Genomic DNA, 22,147 nt, shown 5'->3' with positions numbered 1-22,147 from the left:
TCCCGGCGCCGTACCCCGAATCCGTTGTACGGTCACCGGCATGTTGCCTCGGCAACGATAGCCAGTGACCGGGCACTCAGTACGGGGGATTCATGCAACCGTTACGTCGCATCCTGTTGATCGCCATCCTCGGCTTCGCCGTCATCTCCGCAACGACCCAGCCAGCCTCACCGTCGGCGGCCGCGCCCACCACCGCATCGCCTGCCGCCGCCGCGGCGGACACTGCCGAAGGCTGCCCGCCGAACTCCGAGGACCCCTCCACGGTCTCCGCGGTCCGCTGCATTGCGGAGGCACTCCGGTCAAGCCGGGGCTACCTCAAGGACTGCTGGGCCAAAGCACTCACGCCGAACGCGGAGTATCGGCTCGGCGAGTGCAAGGGTCTCAAGACGATCCAGGCGGAGGCGGTCGCGCAGTCACGGCTCATCGCCCGCCTCGGTGGCCCAGCGTCGCCGGACGTGCAGTGGGAGGTCCGGACGAGGTTCAACAAGCGGGTCGACGTTGTGTACTACGACCGCCACGATCCCTCGAAGCAGCTTGGGATGGTCGAAGCCAAGTTGCACGATGCCGTCGGCGCGGCTCGGCAGGTGACCGACTACGTAACCAACTGGGCGCCAGGTTCGGCAGGACGCCCACGTGGTCGCTACATCCTGCCCCTGGACAAGGGCACCGACGAGTTCCGCATCGTGGCGCGGGACTGTCCGAACGCGCAGGGCACGCGTGAAGTCCGGCAGTATGTGACGTCCTCGTCAGCACCCGGAGTGCTGCTGGTGACCAATCCGTCGATCGAGGTGATCAAGTGCTCGGACGGAACCAAGCAGGACGATCGGCAGCTATGCCAGTTCCCAGTGGCCGCCATCTGTTATGTCCCTCCACCAGGCGCGGACCGAAACGCCAACGGCGAGGATGACTTCTGGGAGTGGTTCAAGAAGCAGTATCCGGAATTCGACTTCCCCTGGGTCGTAGATCCAAGCGGCTCGCCAAGTTCACAGGACGACTACGAGTTGGTTGCCTCAGTGGCGGCGATGCTTGTTGCTGTTGCCGAGTTGTGCGGTGCCGTTGAGTGTTTCAAGACAATTAGCACAATCCTGCGCACGGCGGAATCCGCAATTACGACCATTGCACAGTTGAGCTCACTGATGTTCAACCTCCTGGCCAGCCAAGCGTACTGGAATGTGTTCGGCGATCCGCATATCGCCACGTTGGACGGCCTGGCTTACGACCTGCAGTCCGTGGGCGAGTTCCACTTGCTTGAGGTTCCGGACGACGGGATCGATGTGCAGGCTAGATTCGGACCGCGCGGGGACAACATCTCCGCCATGAAGTCAATTGCGGCCGAAATCAACGACGTCCTCGTGGAAATCAAGGGCGAGACTCTGCGCATAGATGGCGAGGTTCAACCACTCGTTACTGGGGAGATCTTCGATCTCGGCGACGGAGCGTCTGTCGTCCGCAACGGCCGGAAGTTCGCGGTGACCTGGCCCGGCCACGGCGAGCGGCTGACCATGCTGGTGGATGGCTGGAGCGGCGCGATGGGCGTCGGCTTCCGCGTGCCCGAGGGCGCAACGACCCGAGGCCTGCTCGGAAACAACAACGGTGACCCGCAGGACGACCTTGCGCTCCGCGACGGCACTCAGCTCAATGCGGCCACCTCGGCCGCTGAATTGCACGGTCGGTTCGCCGACTCCTGGCGAATCACCGACGAGGAATCCGTCTTCGCGTACGTCAACGGAGAGTCGACTGCGACTTACACGGACCTCGCCTTTCCCCAGAACATCATCACGCTCGCCGACTTCTCAGAGGAGGAGATCGCCGCCGCCACCCAGGTTTGCCAGGACGCGGACGTAGCGCCTGGCCCACAGTTCGAGGACTGCGTATTCGATGTGGTCGCCACCGGCGACGAGGCGTATGCGGATCAAGCAGCTGTCGTGGACGATGTCTTGGTCGACCCGGCCGCCAAGCCATTCGACGACGCCGGCAACCTTGCAGAAGATTTCGAGGGCACTGTCGGGTCCAACTTCGCCGCGCCACGCTACTTGCGAGACGCGAATACCTCCCGTATCGCTGGGCCCCTCTTCGACTCGCCCGGCTATCAGGTGACTGCGCGTGAGATCCGACGTCACCAGTCACTGAGACTGGTCACCGACCTCTACGCGTTCGGCAACATCGGGGACGACTCGATCGCGCAGGCCCTAGAGCTCCGGTCGGGTGACACCGTGCTCGGACGCGTCAACTTCGACGCGGCCGCAGGGCCGACGCTCTCAGGCGGCCTGACCGGCACCGTGGAACGAACAGCGGTGAACACGACGACCAATGGGACGCCGTTCAGTAAGTTTGCGCTCGATGTGAACATTCCACACTCGACCTCGTCGCTTGACCTGAGGTTCGTTCCGAAGAACTTCCGCGGTGTACTGAATACATCTCTCGGAGTCGACAATGTTCGGCTCTCTCTGGTCGTGCCCGAGCCCGATCGCTTCGACGTCGCACTCCCGTTGACCGTGCCGTCGACCCAGGCTCCGGGCGGGAGCGGTGCCGGCGCGATAGAGGAGCCGGGTGGTCAGGACGATTACGTCTTCAACCTGACCACGAGATCGTCTCTCGTGGTGGACATGACGCAGTGCACGGCTGGCCTAACGCTCGCGGTGGTGAATGTCGCGTCTGGGGCGCGCACAAAGTCAATCTGCCGAGACTTCACAACCCCCGAACTCGACCCAGGCCCCTACCGCCTCGAAGCGACTGCCACAGCCATCGGAACGTACAAGCTCTCGCTGGCGCAGGTGCCGGCTCCTCAGATCTTCGACTACACCGTTGGGTCGGTGGTTTCGGATGGCGTGCCGTCAGCTGGCGCCGGAAATCTGGAGACCATAGCGTCCGTCGACCAGTACCGCTTCACCGTCCCGAGCAGCCGCTCGATGCAGTACGAGGAACTTGCGGGTCACGCCGAGTTCGCGCTGACGCGGGTGGCTAGTGGTGCGGTAGTCGCGACCGGGAACCGCAACGAGGCGTTCGACCTAGCGGCCGGCGAGTACCAACTCAAGGTCACCGGTGACTTCGCCGGTCCCTATTCCTTCCGTATCTCGGGCGTGCCGGACCCACAGGTGTTCGCCTATGAACTCGGCACTGTGGTCGCCGATGGCAGCCCCTGGCCCGGCGCCGGCAACCTTGAGACGTACGCGTCGAGCGACAGGTACGACTTCACTGTTCCCGCAGGCGGGCTCCAACTGCAGTACGAGCAGCTCACCTCTGATCCGGGCTGGACCGTAACCAACCGATCCGACGGCCAGGTCGTCGTCAGGTCTGCGTCGAATCGAAGGATCACACTTGCGGCGGGCCAGTATCGGCTTGAGATCACCCGCGATCTACCTGGCCCGTACTCGTTCAATCTGTATCCGGTACCAGCCCCCCAAGTCTTCGACTATCCGCTGGGAACCGTTGTCTCGGATGGGCAACCTTGGCAAGGCGCCGGAAACCTGGAAACCGCCGGCTCGTCTGACCACTACCGGTTCAACGTGACCGCTGCCATGCGGCCCCTCCGACTCGATGAGCTCGAACGGCCCCTCACCTGGGAGATCCGGAACGCCAGCTCGGGCGAAGTGGTGCTGCACGCCCGCGATGGCGGTGATCGGATCGTGCTCCCACCCGGCGCATACGTGCTTGAGTACCCGAGCGGCGGACCGAAAACGTACTCGTTCGTCCTTCAGGAGACGCCGGAGGCACAGGTCTTCCAGTACACACTCGGGACGACGGTTTCCGACGGTGTCCCCGCCGCGGGCGCTGGCAACCTTGAGACGCATGCGTCCAGCGACGTCTACACGTTCACGGTGCCGGATGGGGGAACGAGTCTTCAGTACGAGGCGATCTCCGGTTACATGATGTACCGAATCGTGGATGGAACCGGCACGACAGTCGGGTCCGGGAACTACCGGCATCAGCATGACCTGCCGGCGGGCAACTACAAGCTGATCTTTCCAGAGCAGGAGCCTGGCAAGTACTCATTCACCCTCTATCAGACGCCTCCGGACCAGCAGTTTGACTACACGTTGGGCAGCACAGTCACGGATGGCGTTCCGGGTCCTGGTGCTGGACGGCTGGAAACCGGCGCCTCGAAGGACGTGTACCGGTTCGCCATTCCCGCAGGCGGCATGAAGGTTCAGGTAGAGATCCCGCATGATCCGCCCGCCAGCCATATGAGGACCTACACGATCACCAACGTCGCAAATGGCGCAACCGTCGGCACCGGCTTTACCCTCGGCCAGCACACCCTACCCGCAGGCAATTACACGATCACGGTCGCGAACTTCACGACCCCGTCCACGACGACCTACACGATGAAGATCTACGAGGTCCCGCCGCCGCAGGAGTTCGATGTCGAACTCGGGCAGGCAATCTCAGATGGCGTGCCAGGCCCAGGCGCAGGCAAGCTGGAAACTGGCGCGTCCACAGACGTGTATCGATTCTCGGTGCCAGAGGGCGGCGCTCGAGTCCAGCTGGGAGATGGCTCCTCCTTCATGTCGTACCGCTTGTACAACGACACGACGGGGGCACTCATAGCAAGTACGACGCCGTACTCGAAGTTCGACCTACCCGCAGGCCGCTATCGTGCGGAGATCTTCGCTCAGGGGTACCCATGGTCATACACGTACTCGATCTACGAGGCGCCTGCCCTTGAAGTTTTCGACTATGAGATCGGGTCGACTGTCTCCGACGCGGTGCCTGCGCCGGGCGCCGGATACATCGAAGAATTCGCCTCGACAGACAGATACCGGTTCACCATCCCGGCGGGGGGCCTCGCCGTCCAGTACGAGGTACTTGCTGGACAGCCCATCCATAGGCTGACCAACCTCACTACGGGCCGTGATGAGTACTTCAATCAGGACGGATCGGCGAGAACGCTTCCCGCCGGGGACTACCAGCTGGACTTCTATGCCTACCCGCACTGGCATCCGCCGGGCGCGTACTCGTTCCGCCTCAAGGTGCCACCGCCTCCTCCGGATGTCTTCAACTATCAGTTGGGGACGGAGGTTTCGAACGGGACCCCATGGACCGGTTCGGGAAACCTCGAGACGCCCGGATCAGTTGATCAGTACGAGTTCACCGTGACTGATCCGAGCACACCCCTGAGACTCAACATCCTGGCGGGCGGAGCGCTCTGGGCGCTTCGGGACGCGGGATCGGTCGATCCGTTCATGACCTGGGACGAGACTCTGCGTGAAGGAGTCGGGCACGCGGGTCATATGACCCTGCCGGCTGGCGACTACGTGCTCGACTTTTTCGTCGACCCCGCGAACAGCAACAGCAGAACGTACTCGTTCAAGCTGGCGGAGGTCCCGCAGGAGTTTGAGCTAGAACAACTGCCCGCCTCGGTTGCCGATGGGAGCCCGGAGCCCGGAGCCGGGAACCTGGAGAACGCTGCCGCCAGCGATATCTACAACTTCAGCCTCGGCGGCGACCGAAACGAATACCTCTGGTTCAGTCTCACAGGTAACAAGCGATGGCAACTAGTCCAGGAGTGGAACCAAGAGGTGGTCGACAGTGGCCAAGGCTCCGCCCGAATCTATGCCGCCGAAGACTCGTCGTGTCTCTCGCAGCAGCTCCCGAACTGTTCTGACTTCCGGATTGTGTTTCCGACACAGACCCCGGGACCGTATGGGTTCACGCTCGCTTGGGAGTGCTGCGGCAGGGAACTTGAGTGACGACGTCCCCTCTATCTGAGAGAACAGACGGACGGACTCGACACCAACGTCCGCGCTGTCGCTAGGAGGTGCGGACGGCGGAACGCTGCTTCCAGACGTCGCGGAAGAACTCGTAGCCGGACCATATCGTCATCGCGACCGCGCCGGCGAGCAGCACCTGGGCGGCGTAGAAGATCACGTCGCCGGGTACGTCGAGCCAGCCGTCGACCTGACGCAGCGGCAGGCAGAGCGTGGACAGGGCGATCGCCTGCAGCACCGTCTTGATCTTGCCGCTCTGGGCGGCCGCGATCACGACGTTCTTGAGGATCGACAGCCGCAGCAGGGTGACGCTCCACTCGCGGAGCAGCACGATGATGGTCACCCACCACCAGATGTCGCCGACGATGGACAGCCCGATGAAGGCCATCCCGGTGATCGCCTTGTCGGCGATCGGGTCGGCGATCTTGCCGAAGTTGGTGACCAGGTTGCGGGCCCGGGCGATGTCGCCGTCGATCTTGTCGGTGATCATGCCGAGCGTGAACAGCGCGAACGCTACGCAGCGCCAGGTGATCGAGTCGCCGCCGTCCTGCAGCAGCGCGTAGCCGAAGAACGGCACCATCACGATCCGCAGGCTCGTGAGCACGTTGGGGATGTTCCAGTTGGAGACGGTCTGGGTCTCGGTCACAGCACGGGCCTCGCGATCAGGTCGACGCCGTCGGTGGCGATGACAGTGGCAGTGACCAGGTCCCCGACTGCGACGCCGGCGGCGGTCTCGAGCGTCGTCGTACCGTCGACCTCGGGGCCCTGGTGGGCTGCGCGACCCTCGGCTGCGTCGCCGTCGACGCTCTCGACGAGAACCACGACCTGCTCGCCGATCCGCTCCTCGGCGCGCTGGGCGTTGAGCTCCTCGACCAGTGCGGTGACGTGGGCGGTGCGGTCCTCGATCTCGTCGGCGTCCAGCTTGCCGTCGTACGACGCGGCCTCGGTGCCGTCCTCGTCGGAGTAGCCGAACACGCCGGTGACGTCCATCCGCGCGGCCTCGAGGAAGTCGCACAGGGTCTGCAGGTCGTCCTCGGTCTCGCCCGGGAAGCCGACGATCACGTTGGAGCGGACGCCGGCCGTGGGGGCGAGCCCGCGGATCCGCTCGAGCAGGTCGAGGAAGCTGTCCGGGTCGCCGAAGCGGCGCATCCGGCGCAGCACGGTCGCGCTCGCGTGCTGGAAGGAGAGGTCGTAGTACGCCGCGACGCCGGGCATCTGCGCGATCGCCTCGATCAGCCCGGGCCGGGTCTCGGCGGGCTGGAGGTACGACACCCGCACCCGCTCGATGCCGTCGATCGCGGACAGCTCGGGCAGCAGCGTCTCCAGCAGCCGGAGGTCGCCAAGGTCCTTGCCGTAGGACGTGGAGTTCTCGCTGACCAGGAACAGCTCCTTGACGCCCTGGGTGGCGAGCCACTGGCCTTCGTGGAGTACGTCGCTGGGCCGGCGCGAGACGAACGAGCCGCGGAAGCTCGGGATCGCGCAGAACGAGCACCGGCGGTCGCAGCCGCTGGCCAGCTTGAGCGGCGCCATCGGGCCGCCGTCAAGCCGGCGGCGTACGGCGCGGGGGCCGGACTCGGGTGCGTGGTCGCCGATCTCATCGACCGTGGCGATCTCCAGGTGGCCGGGCACGCTGATCCCGCTCGCATCCCGCTCGACCGGGGAGATCGGCAGCAGCTTGCGGCGGTCCTGCGGGGTGTGCGGGTGGTGGGTCTCCCCCGCCACGATCGCGCGCAGCCGCGCGGCGATGTCGGGGTAGTCGTCGAAGCCGAGCACCGCATCGGCCTCGGGCAGCTCGGCGGCGAGGTCCTTGCCGTACCGCTCGGCGAGGCAGCCAACGGCCACCACCGCCTTGGCGTGACCGCCGTCCTTGAGGTCGGCGGCGTGCAGGAGGGTGTCGACCGAGTCCTTCTTGGCGGACTCCACGAAGCCACAGGTGTTGACGACCACCGTGTCGGCGTCCTCGGGGTCGGCGACGAGGCGGAAGCCGTCGGCCTCGAGCCGCCCCGCGAGTTCCTCGGAGTCGACCTCGTTGCGGGCGCACCCGAGAGTCACCATGGCCACCGAGAGCAGCTCGTCGGCGGCGTGGCCAGCATCAGTCGTCGTCATAATCGCCCCCGAGTATGCCGCCTTACCGCACCGGGCCGTTAACCGCGGAGTCGGCGCCGGTTTCGCGAACCGGCGCCGACTCAGCGGTCTTGGGTCTGCCTGTGGTCAGCGCTCGTCCCAACGGGCGAAGCCGGCCCCGCGGGCGGCGTCCTCGCTGTTGAACCACGTCTCCGCGATCGTCCGCCCGTAGTAAGGCGACTCCTCGGTGTGGTACAGCATCGAGTCCGCATTGCCCTTGATCGTGAACGATCCGTCGGGCGACGCCCCGCCCTCGAGCGGGTCCGCCGAGCCCGGGCCGAACTGGCCCTCGGGCACGCTCACCAGCGTGGCGGGCTCGGCCGCCGCACCGGACCGGTCGTCCCAACGGACGAAGCCGGCACCCCGGGCGGCGTCCTCGCTGTTGAACCACGTCTCCGCGACCGTCCGCCCGTAGTACGGCGACTCGGTGGTGTGGTACTTCATCGAGTCCGCGTTGCCCTTGATCGTGAACGACTCGTGCGGCGAGTCCCCACCCTCAAGCGGGTCCGCCGAACCGACGCCGTACGCGCCCGCAGCAGGCAGCGCCGCGAAGGCAGCTGGAGCCTCATCCGCGGAGCGGTCGTCCCAACGGACGAAGCCGGCACCCCGGGCGGCGTCCTCGCTGTTGAACCACGTCTCCGCAACCGTCCGCCCGTAGTACGGCGACTCGGTGGTGTGGTACTTCATCGAGTCCGCGTTGCCCTTGATCGTGAACGACTCGTGCGGCGAGTCCCCACCCTCGAGCGGGTCGGCCGAACCCTCGCCGTACGCACCCGCCGCGGGTACCGCGGCCAGGCCGGCCGCGCCACCACCCAGGAAGTCGGGCGCGTTCCAGCGCCGGAACCCGGCGGCCTCGGCGCTCGCGTCGGAGTCGAACCACACCTCGGCCTTGGTCCGGCTGTAGTACGGCGACTCGGTGGAGTGGTAGATCATCGAGTCTTCGTTGCCCTTGACGGTGTAACCGGCGGGTGCCGACCCGTCCGCCGACGGCGCGGCCGAGCCGGCGTACTTCCCGGCTACGAACCCGCCCGCACCGGCGACGCCGGCCAGGCCGGCTGCCGCACCGAGGTCCCCGGCGTCCGCGCCTGCGTCGGCGTCGGTGCCCGCATCGGGAACTGCGACGTCGGCCTCCGGCGCTGCAAGGTCGGCCTCGGGCGTGGACAGATCCGCCTCAGGCGCCGACAGGTCGGCCGCCGGGGCCGATAGGGGGTCAGCCTCGGGAGCTGCCAGGTCGGCGTCAGAGGCCGACAGGTCAGCGTCGGACGACGCGGACAGGTCGCCGATGTCGGCCCGGTGGCTACCACCCGGACGGATCCGGGTGGTCTCGCCGACCCCGGCGTCCAGGTCTTCGTCGCCACCGCTGTATGCGGCGCCGGCCAGACCGGCACCGGCCAGACCAGCACCGCCGGCGAGTGCGCCGTCACCGACGTCCAGGCCACCGCTCGCCTCGGGCAGATCGCCCGACGGCAGGTCACCCGAGGGCGCGTCACCTGACAGGTCGACGGCCGGGCGGATCCGAGTGTCCTCGAAGTCCGCGTCGTAGCTCGGGGTGTCAAGGTCGGCGTCCACGCTCGGCGCCTCGGCCTCGGGCTTGTCCAGGCCGAAGCTCGGCTTGTCCAGATCGACGTCCGCGTCCGCGCTGGGCACGTCCACGTCGGCGTCCAGGTCGGCATCGGCGTCGGGCTTGTCGAGCGCCAGCCCGGCGCCGGCCGCACCGGCCGCGCCCACTGCCGCACCACCGGCGGCCGCCGTCATCGTCCGCTCGCTGACGCTGCTCACGGCAACCTTGCGAATGATGAGCAGCCAGGTGATGACCGCCCCGAGGATCGCTGCCAGCAGCAGCCAGATCCAGTTCTCCTTGATCAGCCACATCATCAGAGGACACCTTCCGCCCGCTGGCCGGTCTCACGCTCGACGTCCTCGACGTGCGGCAGGGCGATCTTCGCCACCAGCCACGCGAGGACCGAGCCCACCAGGAATGCCAAGAGGATCAAGAACCAAAGCTCTCCGAACAACCAAGTCATCTCTGTCTCCTCAGCCGATCTCGATGACCGCGTAGCGGTTCTGGTTGCGGTTTGCGAACTCACCCTCGCCGCCACCGGCCGCGGTGATGATGTCGCCGCTGACGCCGGCCTCGACCAGTGCGTTCTTGACGGCCAGTGCGCGCAGCATCGGCAACTGTCCGTCCTTGCCGTACAGGTCGGCGTAGCCGGTCACGGTGACCGCGGCGTCGGTGCACGGCGCGAGCAGCGGAGCGATCTCCGCGACCTTGGTCGCACCGGACCCGGCCAGGTCGCCCTTGCCCCTGCCGAACTTGATGAAGTCCGCGCCGAGGATCCGGGTGAGCTCGCCCTGGACAGTGGCGACATCGCAGGCGGCCGGCTCCTCGGTCGGCTCTGCCGTGGGCTCCTCGGTGGGCTCCTCGGTCGGCTCCGCCGTCGGCTCGTCGGTGGGCTCGCCCGCTGGGTCGTCGCCCGGCTCTGCGCCGGTACCGGAGTCGGCCAGGCCGGCGGTGTCGACGTCGGCGACTCGAACGCCCTCCACATCCGCGACGACGTCCTTCGCCTTGTCGAGGTCGGCCTTGCTCAGGCCTGCGCCGGACGCCGCCTTCAGCGTGGCGTCGCGACCGTCGAACTCCAGATCGATGCCGTCGGCGTCGATGCCCTCGGCCTTCAGGTCGGACAAGGAGCGGTCCTTGAGGTCCGACTCGATGTCACCGCCACGTAGCCCGGCTAGCATCGCAGCCAGTAGTAGCGGGACAAGCAAAAGGGCCAGCAGCCACGGCCAGCCCAGGTTCTTGTGAGCGAATCGCGTATCTGTATCGCGATCAGTTTGTGTGTAGGACGACGAGCTCGTCGCATCGTCACGGTCAGCCATCAAGACTCCCGAGTTGAAGGGACACAATAGTCGGAATGGAACCTAAGGGATGCCTCCCTTAGGCCCCGGCATCGGCCCAACGATCCGCGTGGCGCGTCGACACGCCACTAGGCCGATTTATCCGGTCTGTCTCCCTATCCCGCCCGGAAGGTGGCTTTTGCCGCCCGTCCTGCACCGCCGATGAGGCCCTCGTCGCGGCCGGCGACGGTCGCCTGGACCGCTCCCGAGGTCACCTCGACGGTCACCGGCGCCCCTGCCTGCAGCCGGACCACGCCGCCCTCGGCGAGATCGCGAGCCGCAACCACGCGCCCGTTGCCGTTGCGTACGACGACATGCGCCGGACCGTCGGCTGCGGTGAGCTCCACCTTCATGGGACCGGCCGGCGCCGGAGCGGCGGGCGGCTGGCTGCCGATCGACGGGGACTCCTGGCGCATCGTCTCCGGCTCGTCGAGCAGTAGCCGGGCGATCGACCAGGCGAGGACCAGCGTCATCACCGCCGCCACCACCAGCGACCAGTTGGGGCCACCACGGGTACCGCGGATGGTGCCGTTGGCGCCGGTCGCCAGCTCGGCCTCGAACACCCGGCGCGGGTTGATCGGTGCGTCGGCGTACCGCTCGTCGTACGCCGCGAGCAGCGGGCCGATGTCGGCACCGAGCACCCGGGCCAGCGTCCGGAGATGGCCACGTGCGTAGAAGTCGCCGCCGCACGGGGCGAAGTCGTCGACCTCGATCGACTCGATCACGTGCGGGCGGATCCGGGTGCGCTCGGCGAGCTGGTCGACGGTGAGCCCGATCCGGGTGCGGGCCGCGGCCAGCTCCGGACCGATCACCGGGTTGTCGGCGGGCTCGACGGCGAAGTCCTCGATCACCAGCGGCTCAACCGGCGCCTGCGCCTGGGCGATCGGGCGCACCCGGTCGCCCCACGCGACGGTCTCCTCGACCAGGTTCACGCTGCCCGGCCGGCGCAGCTCCTTGCCGCTCGGCTGCGGCTCGGGCTCGGTGTTGGGCCGCTCGTCGATCGACCGGTGTACCTCGGCCCGCTGCCCCGCCGTCGGCTCGCGCAGCGGCGCCGGCGTAGCGCTCGCGACGATCGCGGGCTCGGCAGACTCAACCTCGGCCGCGGCCTCGACCTCGGCCTCAGGCGCCTCCGGCTCATCGACGTAAGTCTCATCGAGGTCGTCGGTCCGCTCCCGCTGCAGGCGGTCGGCGACGGCACCGATCGCGTGTGCGAGCGCGGGCCGCGGGTCACGCGGCTTGGCCAGCCACTCGGGCATCGCTCGCGTCGGTGACTCGTCGGTGTCGGGAGACAGCACCTGCACGACCGCTGCCGCGGGCCCCGCGACGCTCTGAAGCGCCTCGGTCAGGTCGGTCCCGACGCCGGTCACCCGGGTGCCGATGCCCAGCGGTACGGCGAACGGGGCGCCGTACAGCTTCTCGCTCATCTGGGTCTGCCAGCGCCCGTTGGCGTCCAGCTCGTCGAGGACGCGCTGCGGGTTGTGGGGCACCAGGGTCAGCCGGCCGTCGCGCAGCAGCCCGCGGCGCGGGTTGTGCTCCACCGCGGCGAGGGCGCCCCACGGCAGTCCGCGCCAGGTCCGCCCGAGCCGGATCCGCACGCCGTGCGGGTCGGCCACCAGCAGTGGGGTGCGGGCATCGACAAAGGCCCGCAGGTGGAGCCCGCCGATGGCGCCCATCACCAGGACCAGCAGCCAGTCCAGGAGGTGACCGGTCTGGGCCGCGCGGGCCAGGTAGCCGATCGCGACCGCCGAGGCGCAGGCGCCCACAGCGGCGGCGAGGCCGCTGTTGCGGCGTACCTCCACCGCCTGGGGTGCGACCGTCAGCCGCTCGCCGGTGGTCTCGTCGGGGCCGGTGGGTTCGTTGGTCCGGGCAAAGGCCTCTGCGGTACTCACATCTCCCCCTGGAGGGTCGCGATGACTCCGTCGATCTCGTCAGGCTTGACCAGGACGTCGCGTGCCTTGGAGCCCTCACTCGGCCCGACCACGCCACGACTTTCGAGAATGTCCATCAGCCGGCCGGCCTTGGCGAAGCCGACCCGGAGCTTGCGCTGCAGCATCGAGGTGGAGCCGAACTGCGTGGACACCACCAGCTCGATCGCCTGGATCACCAGGTCCATGTCGTCGCCGATGTCGTCGTCGAGCTCGCGCTTGGCGGCGGCCGGGGCCGTGACGTCCTCGCGGTACGTCGGCGCGAGCTGCTCCTTGCACGCCTTCACCACCTGGGCGATCTCCGCCTCGGTGACCCACGAGCCCTGGACGCGCACCGGCTTGCTCGCGCCCATCGGCAGGAAGAGACCGTCACCCTGGCCGACCAGCTTCTCGGCACCGGGCTGGTCGAGGATGACCCGCGAGTCGGCCAGCGACGAGGTCGCGAAAGCGAGCCGCGACGGCACGTTGGCCTTGATCAGGCCGGTGACCACGTCGACCGACGGCCGCTGGGTCGCCAGGATCAGGTGGATGCCGGCGGCCCGGGCGAGCTGGGTGATCCGGACGACCGCGTCCTCGACGTCGCGCGGCGCGACCATCATCAGGTCGGCGAGCTCGTCGACGACCACGCACAGATACGGGTACGGCGCCAGCACCCGCTCGCTGCCCTGCGGCACCTGGACCTTGCCGGCCCGCACCGCCTTGTTGAAGTCGTCGACGTGCCGGAAGCCGAAGTTGGCGAGGTCGTCGTACCGCATGTCCATCTCGCGCACCACCCAGGCCAGCGCCTCGGCTGCCTTCTTCGGGTTGGTGATGATCGGCGTGATCAGGTGCGGGATGCCTTCGTAGGCGTTCAGCTCGACCCGCTTCGGGTCGACCATGATCATCCGCACCTCGTCCGGAGTGGACCGCATCAGCAGCGAGGTGATCATCGAGTTGATGAAGCTGGACTTACCGGAGCCGGTGGCGCCGGCGACCAGCAGGTGCGGCATCTTCGCCAGGTTGGCGACCACGAAGCCGCCCTCGACGTCCTTGCCGAGCCCGACCACCATCGGGTGGTGGTCACTGCGTGCGGTGTTGGACCGGAGCACGTCGCCGAGGGAGACGATCTCCTTGTCGGAGTTCGGGATCTCGATGCCGATCGCGGACTTGCCGGGGATCGGGCTGAGGATCCGGACGTCGGCCGACGCGACGGCGTACGAGATGTTCTTCGAGAGCGCGGTGACCTTCTCGACCTTCACCGCCGAGCCGAGCTCGACCTCGTAACGGGTGACGGTCGGGCCGCGGGTGTAGCCGGTGACCTGGGCGTCGATGTCGAAGTCCTCGAGCACCTGGGTCAGCCGCTCCACCACGGCGTCGCTGGCCTTGGAGCGCGCCTTGTGCACCGAGCCGGGCTTGAGCACGTCGCTGGACGGCAGGATGTAGGCGATGTCGCCGGACAGTGCGAGCTGCTCGACGCGCTGCGGCAGCTGGGTGTGCGGCGGTGGCTCGAGGTCGGCCTTCTTTCCGGGTGTGCGGCCGACAGCGGTCGGGACGGCCGCCTGGTCGGCGGTGTCGTCCTCCTCCATGGCGACGTCCAGCGCGTCCCGCTCGGCCTTCTCGAGGCTCTTGCGGCGCTTCTTCAGCTCGCGGTCCGACAGCACCGGAGTGTCGTACGCCGGGTCCCCCATCTCGGGGTCGATCTCGTCGTCTCCGCCGCGACCCGAACGCCGGCCGCGCGCGCGGATCGGCTGCGTGTCGACGTCGTCCTCGTCGAAGTGGTCGCGGCCGAGCAGCCAGTCGCGGGCGTGCGCGAGGCGCTCGGGGATCTTGTAGACCGGGGTCGCGGTGATCACGAGTACGCCGAACAGCGCGAGCAGGATGAGCAGCGGCACCACGACGTACGGCGTCCGCAGAAGGTCCAGCAGCAGGCTGGACACCACGAAGCCGATCGCCCCGCCGCCGTCGCGCAGCGGGTCCGCGTTGCCGTTGTCCGGGGTCGGGCTGCCGTTGGCGATGTGCACGATGCCGAGCACGCCGAAGCCGAGCGCCGCCCAGCCGATCACCTGACGGCCGACCGGGCCGTTGTGCTCGGGGTCGCGCATGTTCCGCCAGGCGCCGAAGACCAGCAGCACCGGCACCAGCCAGCCGATCTTGCCGACCGAGCCCTCGACGACCGTGCGGGTGGCGTCCATGATCCCGCCGGGCAGCCGCCACCAGACGGCGGCGGCGGCGACGAGCGCGAAGCCGACCAGCAGCAGCCCGAAGCCGTCGCGACGGTGCTCCGGCTCCAGGTCGCGCGCGGTCCGGCCGATGCTGCGAGCGGTGGCGCCGAGCGCGTGGGCGACGCCGAGCCAGATCGCGGCTATGGCGCGGGCCAGCGCAGTGAACAGGCGTGCGATCGGGCCAGGTCCGTTGCGCACCGCTCGCGGTGGCGTGCGGGTCGCCTTGGTGGGCGTCCGCTTCGCCTGCGTCGGCTGCTGCTTCCGGGCCTGGCTGCCGGTACTCCGGGATCGGGTGCTCGAACCCTGCCTCTTGGACTGCTTCTTAGGCACGGCCTTGCTCCGCGAACCCGGCGGGGAAGACGTACGGGTCGCCATGGTCTCGAACGTACGGGAAAGTCACACCAGCATCACGCTTCACAGGAGCGTGTCGCACGGCGGTCTCCAATCGGCGGGCGAATAGGAAGGTCTCTCGCTCCACGGTAAGGAATCCGCACAGGTGATGGGTCTGTCCAGATACCCGAGGAAATCCGATCTGAACCCTGGACCTGTCCGTTACGTGCAGCCTAGGTTGACCCAGTGTCCGCTGGTCACCCTGCACCACCACCCAAGAACCGGCGGCCGACTCACCGTGGAAAGTGGAGGAAGCACCGTGAAGTTCCTCAAGCAAGGCGTCTGCCTCGCTTTGCTGGGCGGCTTAGCAGCCGTGCCCGCATTGCAAGCAACCGCGCAGTCCGGAGCCCCGGCTGCGGATGACAGTCTCGTCGCGCAGATCCGCGAAGAGGCCGACGGCGCGGTCAAGATCAGCTCCGAGAAGGCCACCGGGCGAATCACCTTCGTCCGCGCCAGCGCGGAGAACTCGGACCTGATGCCGAGCAAGGCCGGCAAGGGCGACCCGGTCGCGAAGGCCACCAGCTACGTCCGCAAGTACGCCGCGGCGTTCGGCGCCAAGGCGGACCAGCTGAGCCAGCAGTCGGTGCGCAAGAACGGGCACGGCTGGACGGTGAGCTTCGCGCAGTCCTACAAGGGCATCCCCGTGTGGGGCACCCAGCTGCGCGCCCACGTCGACGCCGACGGCCAGCTGACCAGCGTCAACGGTGAGGCGGCTCCCGTCAGCGGGCTCGACACCACGCCGCGGCTCTCGGAGACCGAGGCCGGCGAGCGCGCCGTACGCATGGTCAAGGCGGACCCGCCGGACAGCCAGGACCGCGGCAAGGTCAACACCTCCGGCCTGAAGGCGAAGGCGACCGAGCTGTACGTCTACCGCACCGGCCTGATCAAGGGACAGGCCGGCGGCAAGACCGGCCTGGTCTACCAGGTCGAGGTCACCAACGAGCGCAACATCCGCGACGTCGTGCTGGTTGCCGCGGACAGCGGCAAGGTGGTCAACCGGTACTCCATGATCCACAACGAGCTCGACCGCAAGCTCTACGAGGTGAGCCGCGAGACCGAGCCGGTCTGGGAGGAGGGCGACCCGCTTCCCGGGACGCTGAACGCCGACCAAGAGAGTCTGGTCCGCTCCACCGGCGACTCCTACTGGTTCTTCAAGAACACCTTCAACCGGGACTCCTACACCGGCGACGGCACCACGATGCTGACGGTCAACAACGACCCAACCATCAGCTGCCCGAACGCCAACTGGAACGGTGTCACCACGAACTACTGTGACGGCGTCTCCTCCGACGACGTGGTTGCCCACGAGTGGGGTCACGCGTACACCGAGTACACCCACGGCCTGATCTACCAGTACCAGCCGGGTGCCCTCAACGAGGCCTACTCCGACATCTGGGGCGAGACCGTCGACCTCCTCAACGGCCGGCTCGACGAGGGCGAGGGCGACATCAACGCCAAGCGCCCGGCCGGCCAGTGCTCGACGCACTCCCCCGCCACACCGCTGCTCACGATCAACAGCCCGGCCCCGATCGCCCGTGACTGCGACACCGCTGGTGCCGCCTTCGGTCCGCAGCTCACCGGCACCGGCGTGACCGGTGATCTGGTCAAGGGACTGGACGCCGACGAGGACGGCGACGGCGACCCCAACCCGTTCGACCTCGAGGGCAGCACGTTCGACGGCTGCAGCCCGCTCACCAACGCAGCTGACGTCGCCGGCAAGGTCGTGCTCCTCAACCGCGGCCTGTGTGGCTTCGAGGTCAAGGCCCGCAACGGCCAGGCCGCCGGCGCCATCGCTGTCGTCATCGCCAACCGTGACCCCGCGGTGTTCCCGATGTCGGGCGATGCGCAGCCGGACCCGACCATTTCGACGGTCATGATCAACCGGACCGACTGGGAGGCCATCAACACGGCCACCGGGACGGTCAACGTGACCATGAAGGACGCCAGCGGTGACCGGGTCGACTCCTTCCGCTGGCTGATGGGTGAGAAGTCCGACGCCTTCGGCGGCGCGATCCGCGATATGTGGAACCCGACCTGCTACGGCCACCCCGGAAAGGTCAGCGACGCGGAGTACTTCTGCGGCACCGGCGACGCGGGCGGCGTACACAGCAACTCGGGTGTGCCGAACCACGGCTACGCCCTGCTGGTCGACGGCGGTACCTACAACGGCATCACGGTTCCGGCGGTCGGCTTCACCAAGGCTGCCGCGATCTACTGGCGCGCGCAGAACGAGTACCAGACCCCGGCCAGCGGCTTCGCCGACCACGCGGACGCGCTTGCGGCCTCGTGTGCGGACCTGACCGGCAAGCGGATCAACGAGCCGACCACCGAGCCGAACACCTACCAGCCGTCGCAGCTGAAGATCGGCGCGGCGGACTGCGCGGCGGTCGAGCAGATGGCCAAGGCCGTGGAGCTCCGCAAGGACCCGGCGCAGTGCAACTACCAGCCGCTGCTCGACCCGAACGCCCCGGCGCTCTGCGGCCCGGGCACCGCTGAGGACGTCGTCTACGAGGAGGACTTCGAAGACGGTCTGACCGGCTGGACCACCTCGGGTGAGAACCCGTTCGGCGGCCCGACCAAGGACTGGAAGACCGACTCGGAGATGCCGGGCACGAACAACACGATCGGCGCCCAGGGCCCGGCCCCGGACTTCGGTCAGTGCGACGGCAGCACGTCCGACTTCTCCAGCGTCAACTACCTGACGAGCGGTGACATCGTGGTCGGCACGGCCGAGGGCATGAACCCGCGTCTGTCGTTCCGCCACTACGTCGCCACCGAGCTCGGGTTCGACGGCGGCACCGTGCAGATCAGCAAGAACGGTGGCGCGTTCGCGACCGTCCCGGCGGCGGCGTACCTCTTCAACGAGCCGGGCAAGTTCACCTCGGCGGCGGGGGGCAACACCAACCCGCTGGCCGGCCAGGACGGCTTCACCGGCACCGACGGCGGCAAGGTCACCGGCAGCTGGGGCGAGTCGCAGATCGACCTCGCCGCGGCTGGCGTGGCGGCGGGCGACACCATCAAGCTCCGGCTTGCTGTGGGTCGCGACGGCTGTGGTGGCAACGACGGCTGGTATGTCGACGACATCAAGATCGCGCTCTGCGAGATCGCCGCGACCGTGACGGGCACGCACGTCCCGGAGCCGTCGAAGTTCGGCACCGCGTCGAAGCTGAACGTCAAGGTCGCCGGCCCGTCCGGCAGCGACGTGCCGTCCGGCACGGTCGTGGTCAAGAAGGGCAGCAGCACGCTCGGCACGGTCACCCTCTCGGCGACCGGCACCGGCTCGCTCACCCTGCCCAAGACGCTGGCGGTCGGCACCAACACGCTGACCCTCAACTACAGCGGCGACGCCAACTACGACGCCGCTACCGGCACCGCCAAGGCGACCGTGGTCAAGGCGACGTCCAAGACCACGGCGACGGTGAAGCCGACGTCGGTCAAGAAGGGCAACAAGTTCGTGGTGACCGCCAAGGTCACCGCGACCGGCGTGACCCCGACCGGCTCGGTCAAGATCTTCAAGGGCACCCGCCTGCTCGCCTCCGGCAAGCTGGTCGGCGGCACCGTGAAGATCACCGTCGGCACTGGCTCGCTCAGCGTCGGCTCACACAAGCTGACCGTGAAGTACGCCGGATCGACCACCGTGGCAGCCAGCCAGGGTTCGGTCACCATCAAGGTCACCAGGTAACACCAACAGCCGCTGGTTGAGGAGGTCGCGCTAGCGACCATCTCGAAACCAAGGCACGAAGCCCCCGCCGGAGCGATCCGGCGGGGGCTTCCGCCTTTTCTGGGTGGTCGAGCAGCGAGGTGGTGGTCTCGACGACGGTTGCTGCGCAACCTGCTCGACCAACCGGGCGATAGGTTCGCTGCCGTGACACGACTGGCAGTGGTGACCGGTGGCGGGACGGGGATCGGACGGGCGATCGCGGAGCGGATGGCGAGCGACGGCGACCGGGTCGTCATCGTCGGCCGGCGGGCCGATGTGCTCGACGAGGCGGCGAAGGAGATCAACGCCCAGGTCGGCGCCGACCGGGTCTTCACCTGGCCTGCCGACGTCACCTCGGTGGCCGACGTGACCGCACTCGCGGACGGGCTGCCTGACCACGTCGACGTACTCGTCCACAACGCCGGTGGAAGCGTCACCGTCGACGATGAGTCCCTCGCCGGCACAGCGCGGCGGTGGATCGAGACCTACCGCCTCAACGTCGTCTCCGCGGTGCTGCTGACCGAAGCACTACTCCCCCGACTCACCCGGCCGGGCGGCCGAATCGTCGCGGTGAGCTCGGTGGCCTCCCTCAAGGGCGCCGGCTCGTACGGCGCAGCCAAGGCTGCGGTCAACAACTGGGTCACCGATCTCGCAGGACAGCTCGCGCCCGAGGGGATCACAGTCAATGCGGTCGCGCCAGGTTTCGTACCGGAGACCGGCTTCTGGGACAGCCGGCGTACCGACGCCCTGATCGCCGATCGTGTCTCGAAGACGCCGGTCGGCCGCCCCGGCACGCCCGCCGAGATCGCCGCCCTCGTCGCCCACCTGGCCTCGGCCGAGGCCGGCTTCACCACCGGTCAGGTGGTCGGCATCCACGGCGGCATGGTGCTGGCCCGCCTCTGACCTAGGAGGCGTACCCGAAGACCGGGTAGTGGTCCGAGTAGTCGTTGTAGGAGTACGTCGTCCACCACGACGTCACCTTCCAGACCGAGCTCTTCACCCGCCGGGTCTCGTTGACGTACGTCGCGGGCGCCGGGTGGCCGGCGATCGGCAGCACGTAGTCGAGGTGCTCGGACCGCCAGCCGGTGCCGTACTGGTCGCGACACACACTGTTGTCGTCGCAGTCCCAGGAGTGGCTGTGGCCAGTGTGCGTCGGACCGACCGCGTCCAGCCGGTCGAGCATGTCCGCGTACTCAGGGGTGTAGCGGTCGACGTTGAGGTCGCCGACGACGTACAGGGGCTGGCTGGCGGGGATGCCCCGGGCCGCGATGAAGTCCGCGATCTCGCCGAACTGGATCGACCGGACCTCCGCCGGCGCCAGGTCACAGGTCGAGTCGGTCGCCTGCGCGTGGGTGCCGATCACATGGACCGGCCCGTCAGGCGACCTGAGCTCGACGTACGCGAAGCCCTTGTTGGAGAACTCCTCGACCCCGCACGCCTCGGTGTAGATGTGCTGAATCTTGCGCACGATCGGCCAGCGGCTGACGATCGCGGTGCCGCCGTCCTCCGGGGCGGCGCCGGAGTACTCCCCCAGCGTCTGGTCCCAGCCACTCCGCGAGCGGCCGACGACCGGGGTCTGGTTCGGGTAGGTGTCCTTGAGGTTCGCGAGCAGGCGGTTGCCGGCCTCGTTGTCGAACAGCTCCTGCAGCACCACCACGTCCTGACCGTCCAGCACCCGCTCCCGGTCGATCAGGTCGGCGCGGGTCAGCTGACCCCAGTTGGGGTAGAGCGAGCGGGCCAGCATGAACACGTTGTACGACGCGATCCGCGGCGCCGCGACAGCCGACGGGCCGGACGCAGTCGCTGCCGGCGCAGCGGCCGCCGAAGACAGGGCGAGGGCAGCCGTGAGCAGTCCGGCACGGAGGGACAGCGAGATCGTCATGGGGTCAGGGTGACGGACTTCACTTTGTCCGGTCAATAGACCAAGTCGGATGCCCTGGACCCTTGCCCAGATGTGACCTGGGCCACAAAGATGGTCAAGAGCGGGCCGCACCCCCGCAGGCCCGACTTCCCTTCGAGGAGTGCCCATGTTCGGTTCTCTCAGGTCCTCGTTCCGGTCGGCCGCTATCGCCACGGCCGGTCTCGCCCTCGCCGCTGCCACACCAGCCACAGCTGCAGCATCCGCTCCGTCCGGCCCCGCCTTCGCGGCACCCGGCGACGTCGTCTCGGCGTCCCGCATCTGGGCGCCCGGCTTCGAGTACGCCAAGGTCTGGCAGCTCACCTACCGCTCGACCTCCGCCACCGGCACCAGCAACACCGTCACCGGCACCTTGGTCGTGCCCAACGGCTCCACAGCGTCTACCCCGATCGTCGGCTACGCGCCGGGCACCCATGGCCTCGGCGACCCGTGCGCGCCGTCGCGGCACCTGCGCGCCGGCGACGAGAACGAGGGCCTGCTGATGCACCAGTACGCCCGCAAGGGGTTCGCGGTCGTGGTCACCGACTACGAGGGCCTCGGCGCACCCGGCCCGCACACCTACTCGGTCGGGCGCTCCCAGGGCCACGCCGTACTCGACGCGGTACGGGCCGCGCAGCGCGTCACCGGTTCCGGGCTGGGCAACAACGCGCCGGTCGGCGTGGTCGGCTACTCGCAGGGCGGGCAGACCGCCGGTTGGGCGGCCGAGCTGGCGGCGTCGTACGCACCGGAGCTCAACATCAAGGCGTTCGCCGCCGGCGCTCCGCCGTCGGATCTGCGCGCGGTCGCCGAGTACAACAACGGCGACGCGGAGGCCGGCTTCGTCTTCGCCGCCGGCGTCGGCCTGGACGCGGCGTACCCCGAGCTGGACCTGGCCGACGACCTCAACGCGGCCGGGACGGCCGCGGCGGCCGACATCGCCGACGACTGCACCGCCGACTTCGAGAAGTACGCCGGCCAGTCGATGGACTCCTACACCACCTCCCCCGGTCTGATGAACCGGCCGGACTGGGCGGCCCGCGTGGCCGAGCAGGACCTCGGCAAGATCAAGCCGAAGGCGCCGACCCTCCTCTACCACTCGCAGGGCGACGAGATCATCCCGATCGCGACGAGCGACAGCCTGCGTACGGCGTGGTGCGGTCGCGGCGGCAACGTGACCTACTGGCGCACCAACACCGGCGCGCACGCGTTCACTGCGGCCGTGATGAGTCCGCAGGTCACCAGCTGGGTGGCCGACCGGCTCGCCGGAAAGCCAACCTCGGGCAACTGCTGAGGTCAGGCCGACCAGC

Annotated in this window: 12 protein-coding genes; 4 read left to right on the top strand and 8 right to left on the bottom strand. The window is 68.2% G+C overall.

Features of this window, described 5'->3' with window-relative positions:
- The first annotated feature begins 116 nt into the window (after positions 1 to 116).
- The gene (locus DDV73_RS18545; RefSeq protein WP_161962457.1) at positions 117 to 5,690 is read left to right on the top strand and encodes a VWD domain-containing protein; all 5,574 of its coding nucleotides are present in this window, start codon (positions 117 to 119) and stop codon (positions 5,688 to 5,690) included.
- 61 nt (positions 5,691 to 5,751) lie between these two features.
- Here the strand turns inward: DDV73_RS18545 and pgsA are convergent, their stop codons facing one another.
- From pgsA to DDV73_RS18515, 7 genes are all read right to left on the bottom strand, one after another.
- A complete protein-coding gene (gene pgsA / locus DDV73_RS18540) occupies positions 5,752 to 6,354 on the bottom strand; it encodes a CDP-diacylglycerol--glycerol-3-phosphate 3-phosphatidyltransferase (protein WP_109508745.1) in 603 nt (200 codons plus the stop codon).
- Complete coding sequence (gene rimO / locus DDV73_RS18535) at positions 6,351 to 7,814, bottom strand: 30S ribosomal protein S12 methylthiotransferase RimO (protein ID WP_109508744.1); 1,464 nt, start codon at positions 7,812 to 7,814, stop codon at positions 6,351 to 6,353. Before rimO ends, pgsA begins: the two co-directional genes overlap by 4 nt.
- A 105-nt stretch (positions 7,815 to 7,919) precedes the next feature.
- The gene (locus DDV73_RS29755) at positions 7,920 to 9,707 is read right to left on the bottom strand and encodes a sunset domain-containing protein (protein ID WP_109508743.1); all 1,788 of its coding nucleotides are present in this window, start codon (positions 9,705 to 9,707) and stop codon (positions 7,920 to 7,922) included.
- Positions 9,707 to 9,856, bottom strand: coding sequence for a hypothetical protein (locus DDV73_RS28465; protein WP_170126039.1), 150 nt, complete (start codon positions 9,854 to 9,856; stop codon positions 9,707 to 9,709). The genes DDV73_RS29755 and DDV73_RS28465 overlap by 1 nt, the downstream gene beginning before the upstream one ends.
- Before the next feature lie 10 nt (positions 9,857 to 9,866).
- A complete protein-coding gene (locus tag DDV73_RS29515; RefSeq protein WP_154402809.1) occupies positions 9,867 to 10,517 on the bottom strand; it encodes an OmpA family protein in 651 nt (216 codons plus the stop codon).
- 326 nt (positions 10,518 to 10,843) lie between these two features.
- Positions 10,844 to 12,616, bottom strand: coding sequence for a helix-turn-helix domain-containing protein (locus DDV73_RS18520; protein WP_109508741.1), 1,773 nt, complete (start codon positions 12,614 to 12,616; stop codon positions 10,844 to 10,846).
- Positions 12,613 to 15,228 (bottom strand): DNA translocase FtsK, encoded by a 2,616-nt coding sequence (locus tag DDV73_RS18515; protein ID WP_109508740.1) that lies wholly within the window; start codon positions 15,226 to 15,228, stop codon positions 12,613 to 12,615. Before DDV73_RS18515 ends, DDV73_RS18520 begins: the two co-directional genes overlap by 4 nt.
- A gap of 274 nt (positions 15,229 to 15,502) precedes the next feature.
- On the opposite strand from DDV73_RS18515, the gene DDV73_RS18510 reads away from it, so the two are divergent.
- Together DDV73_RS18510 and DDV73_RS18505 are read left to right on the top strand one after the other, a co-directional pair.
- Positions 15,503 to 18,925: a M4 family metallopeptidase gene (locus tag DDV73_RS18510; RefSeq protein ID WP_161962456.1), complete on the top strand. Its 3,423-nt coding sequence runs from the start codon at positions 15,503 to 15,505 to the stop codon at positions 18,923 to 18,925.
- A 183-nt stretch (positions 18,926 to 19,108) separates the two neighbouring features.
- Entirely contained in the window at positions 19,109 to 19,846 is a 738-nt protein-coding gene (locus DDV73_RS18505) for an SDR family NAD(P)-dependent oxidoreductase (RefSeq protein ID WP_109508966.1), read from the top strand.
- Position 19,847: 1 nt separating this feature from the next.
- Here the strand turns inward: DDV73_RS18505 and sph are convergent, their stop codons facing one another.
- Complete coding sequence (gene sph, locus DDV73_RS18500) at positions 19,848 to 20,825, bottom strand: sphingomyelin phosphodiesterase (RefSeq protein WP_109508738.1); 978 nt, start codon at positions 20,823 to 20,825, stop codon at positions 19,848 to 19,850.
- A gap of 145 nt (positions 20,826 to 20,970) precedes the next feature.
- On the opposite strand from sph, the gene DDV73_RS18495 reads away from it, so the two are divergent.
- Positions 20,971 to 22,131: an alpha/beta fold hydrolase gene (locus DDV73_RS18495; RefSeq protein ID WP_109508737.1), complete on the top strand. Its 1,161-nt coding sequence runs from the start codon at positions 20,971 to 20,973 to the stop codon at positions 22,129 to 22,131.
- Positions 22,132 to 22,147: the final 16 nt, after the last annotated feature.

This window comes from Nocardioides speluncae, from assembly GCF_003121585.1.
Taxonomy (GTDB): domain Bacteria; phylum Actinomycetota; class Actinomycetes; order Propionibacteriales; family Nocardioidaceae; genus Nocardioides; species Nocardioides speluncae.
This window is presented reverse-complemented; position numbering and strand designations above follow the sequence as displayed.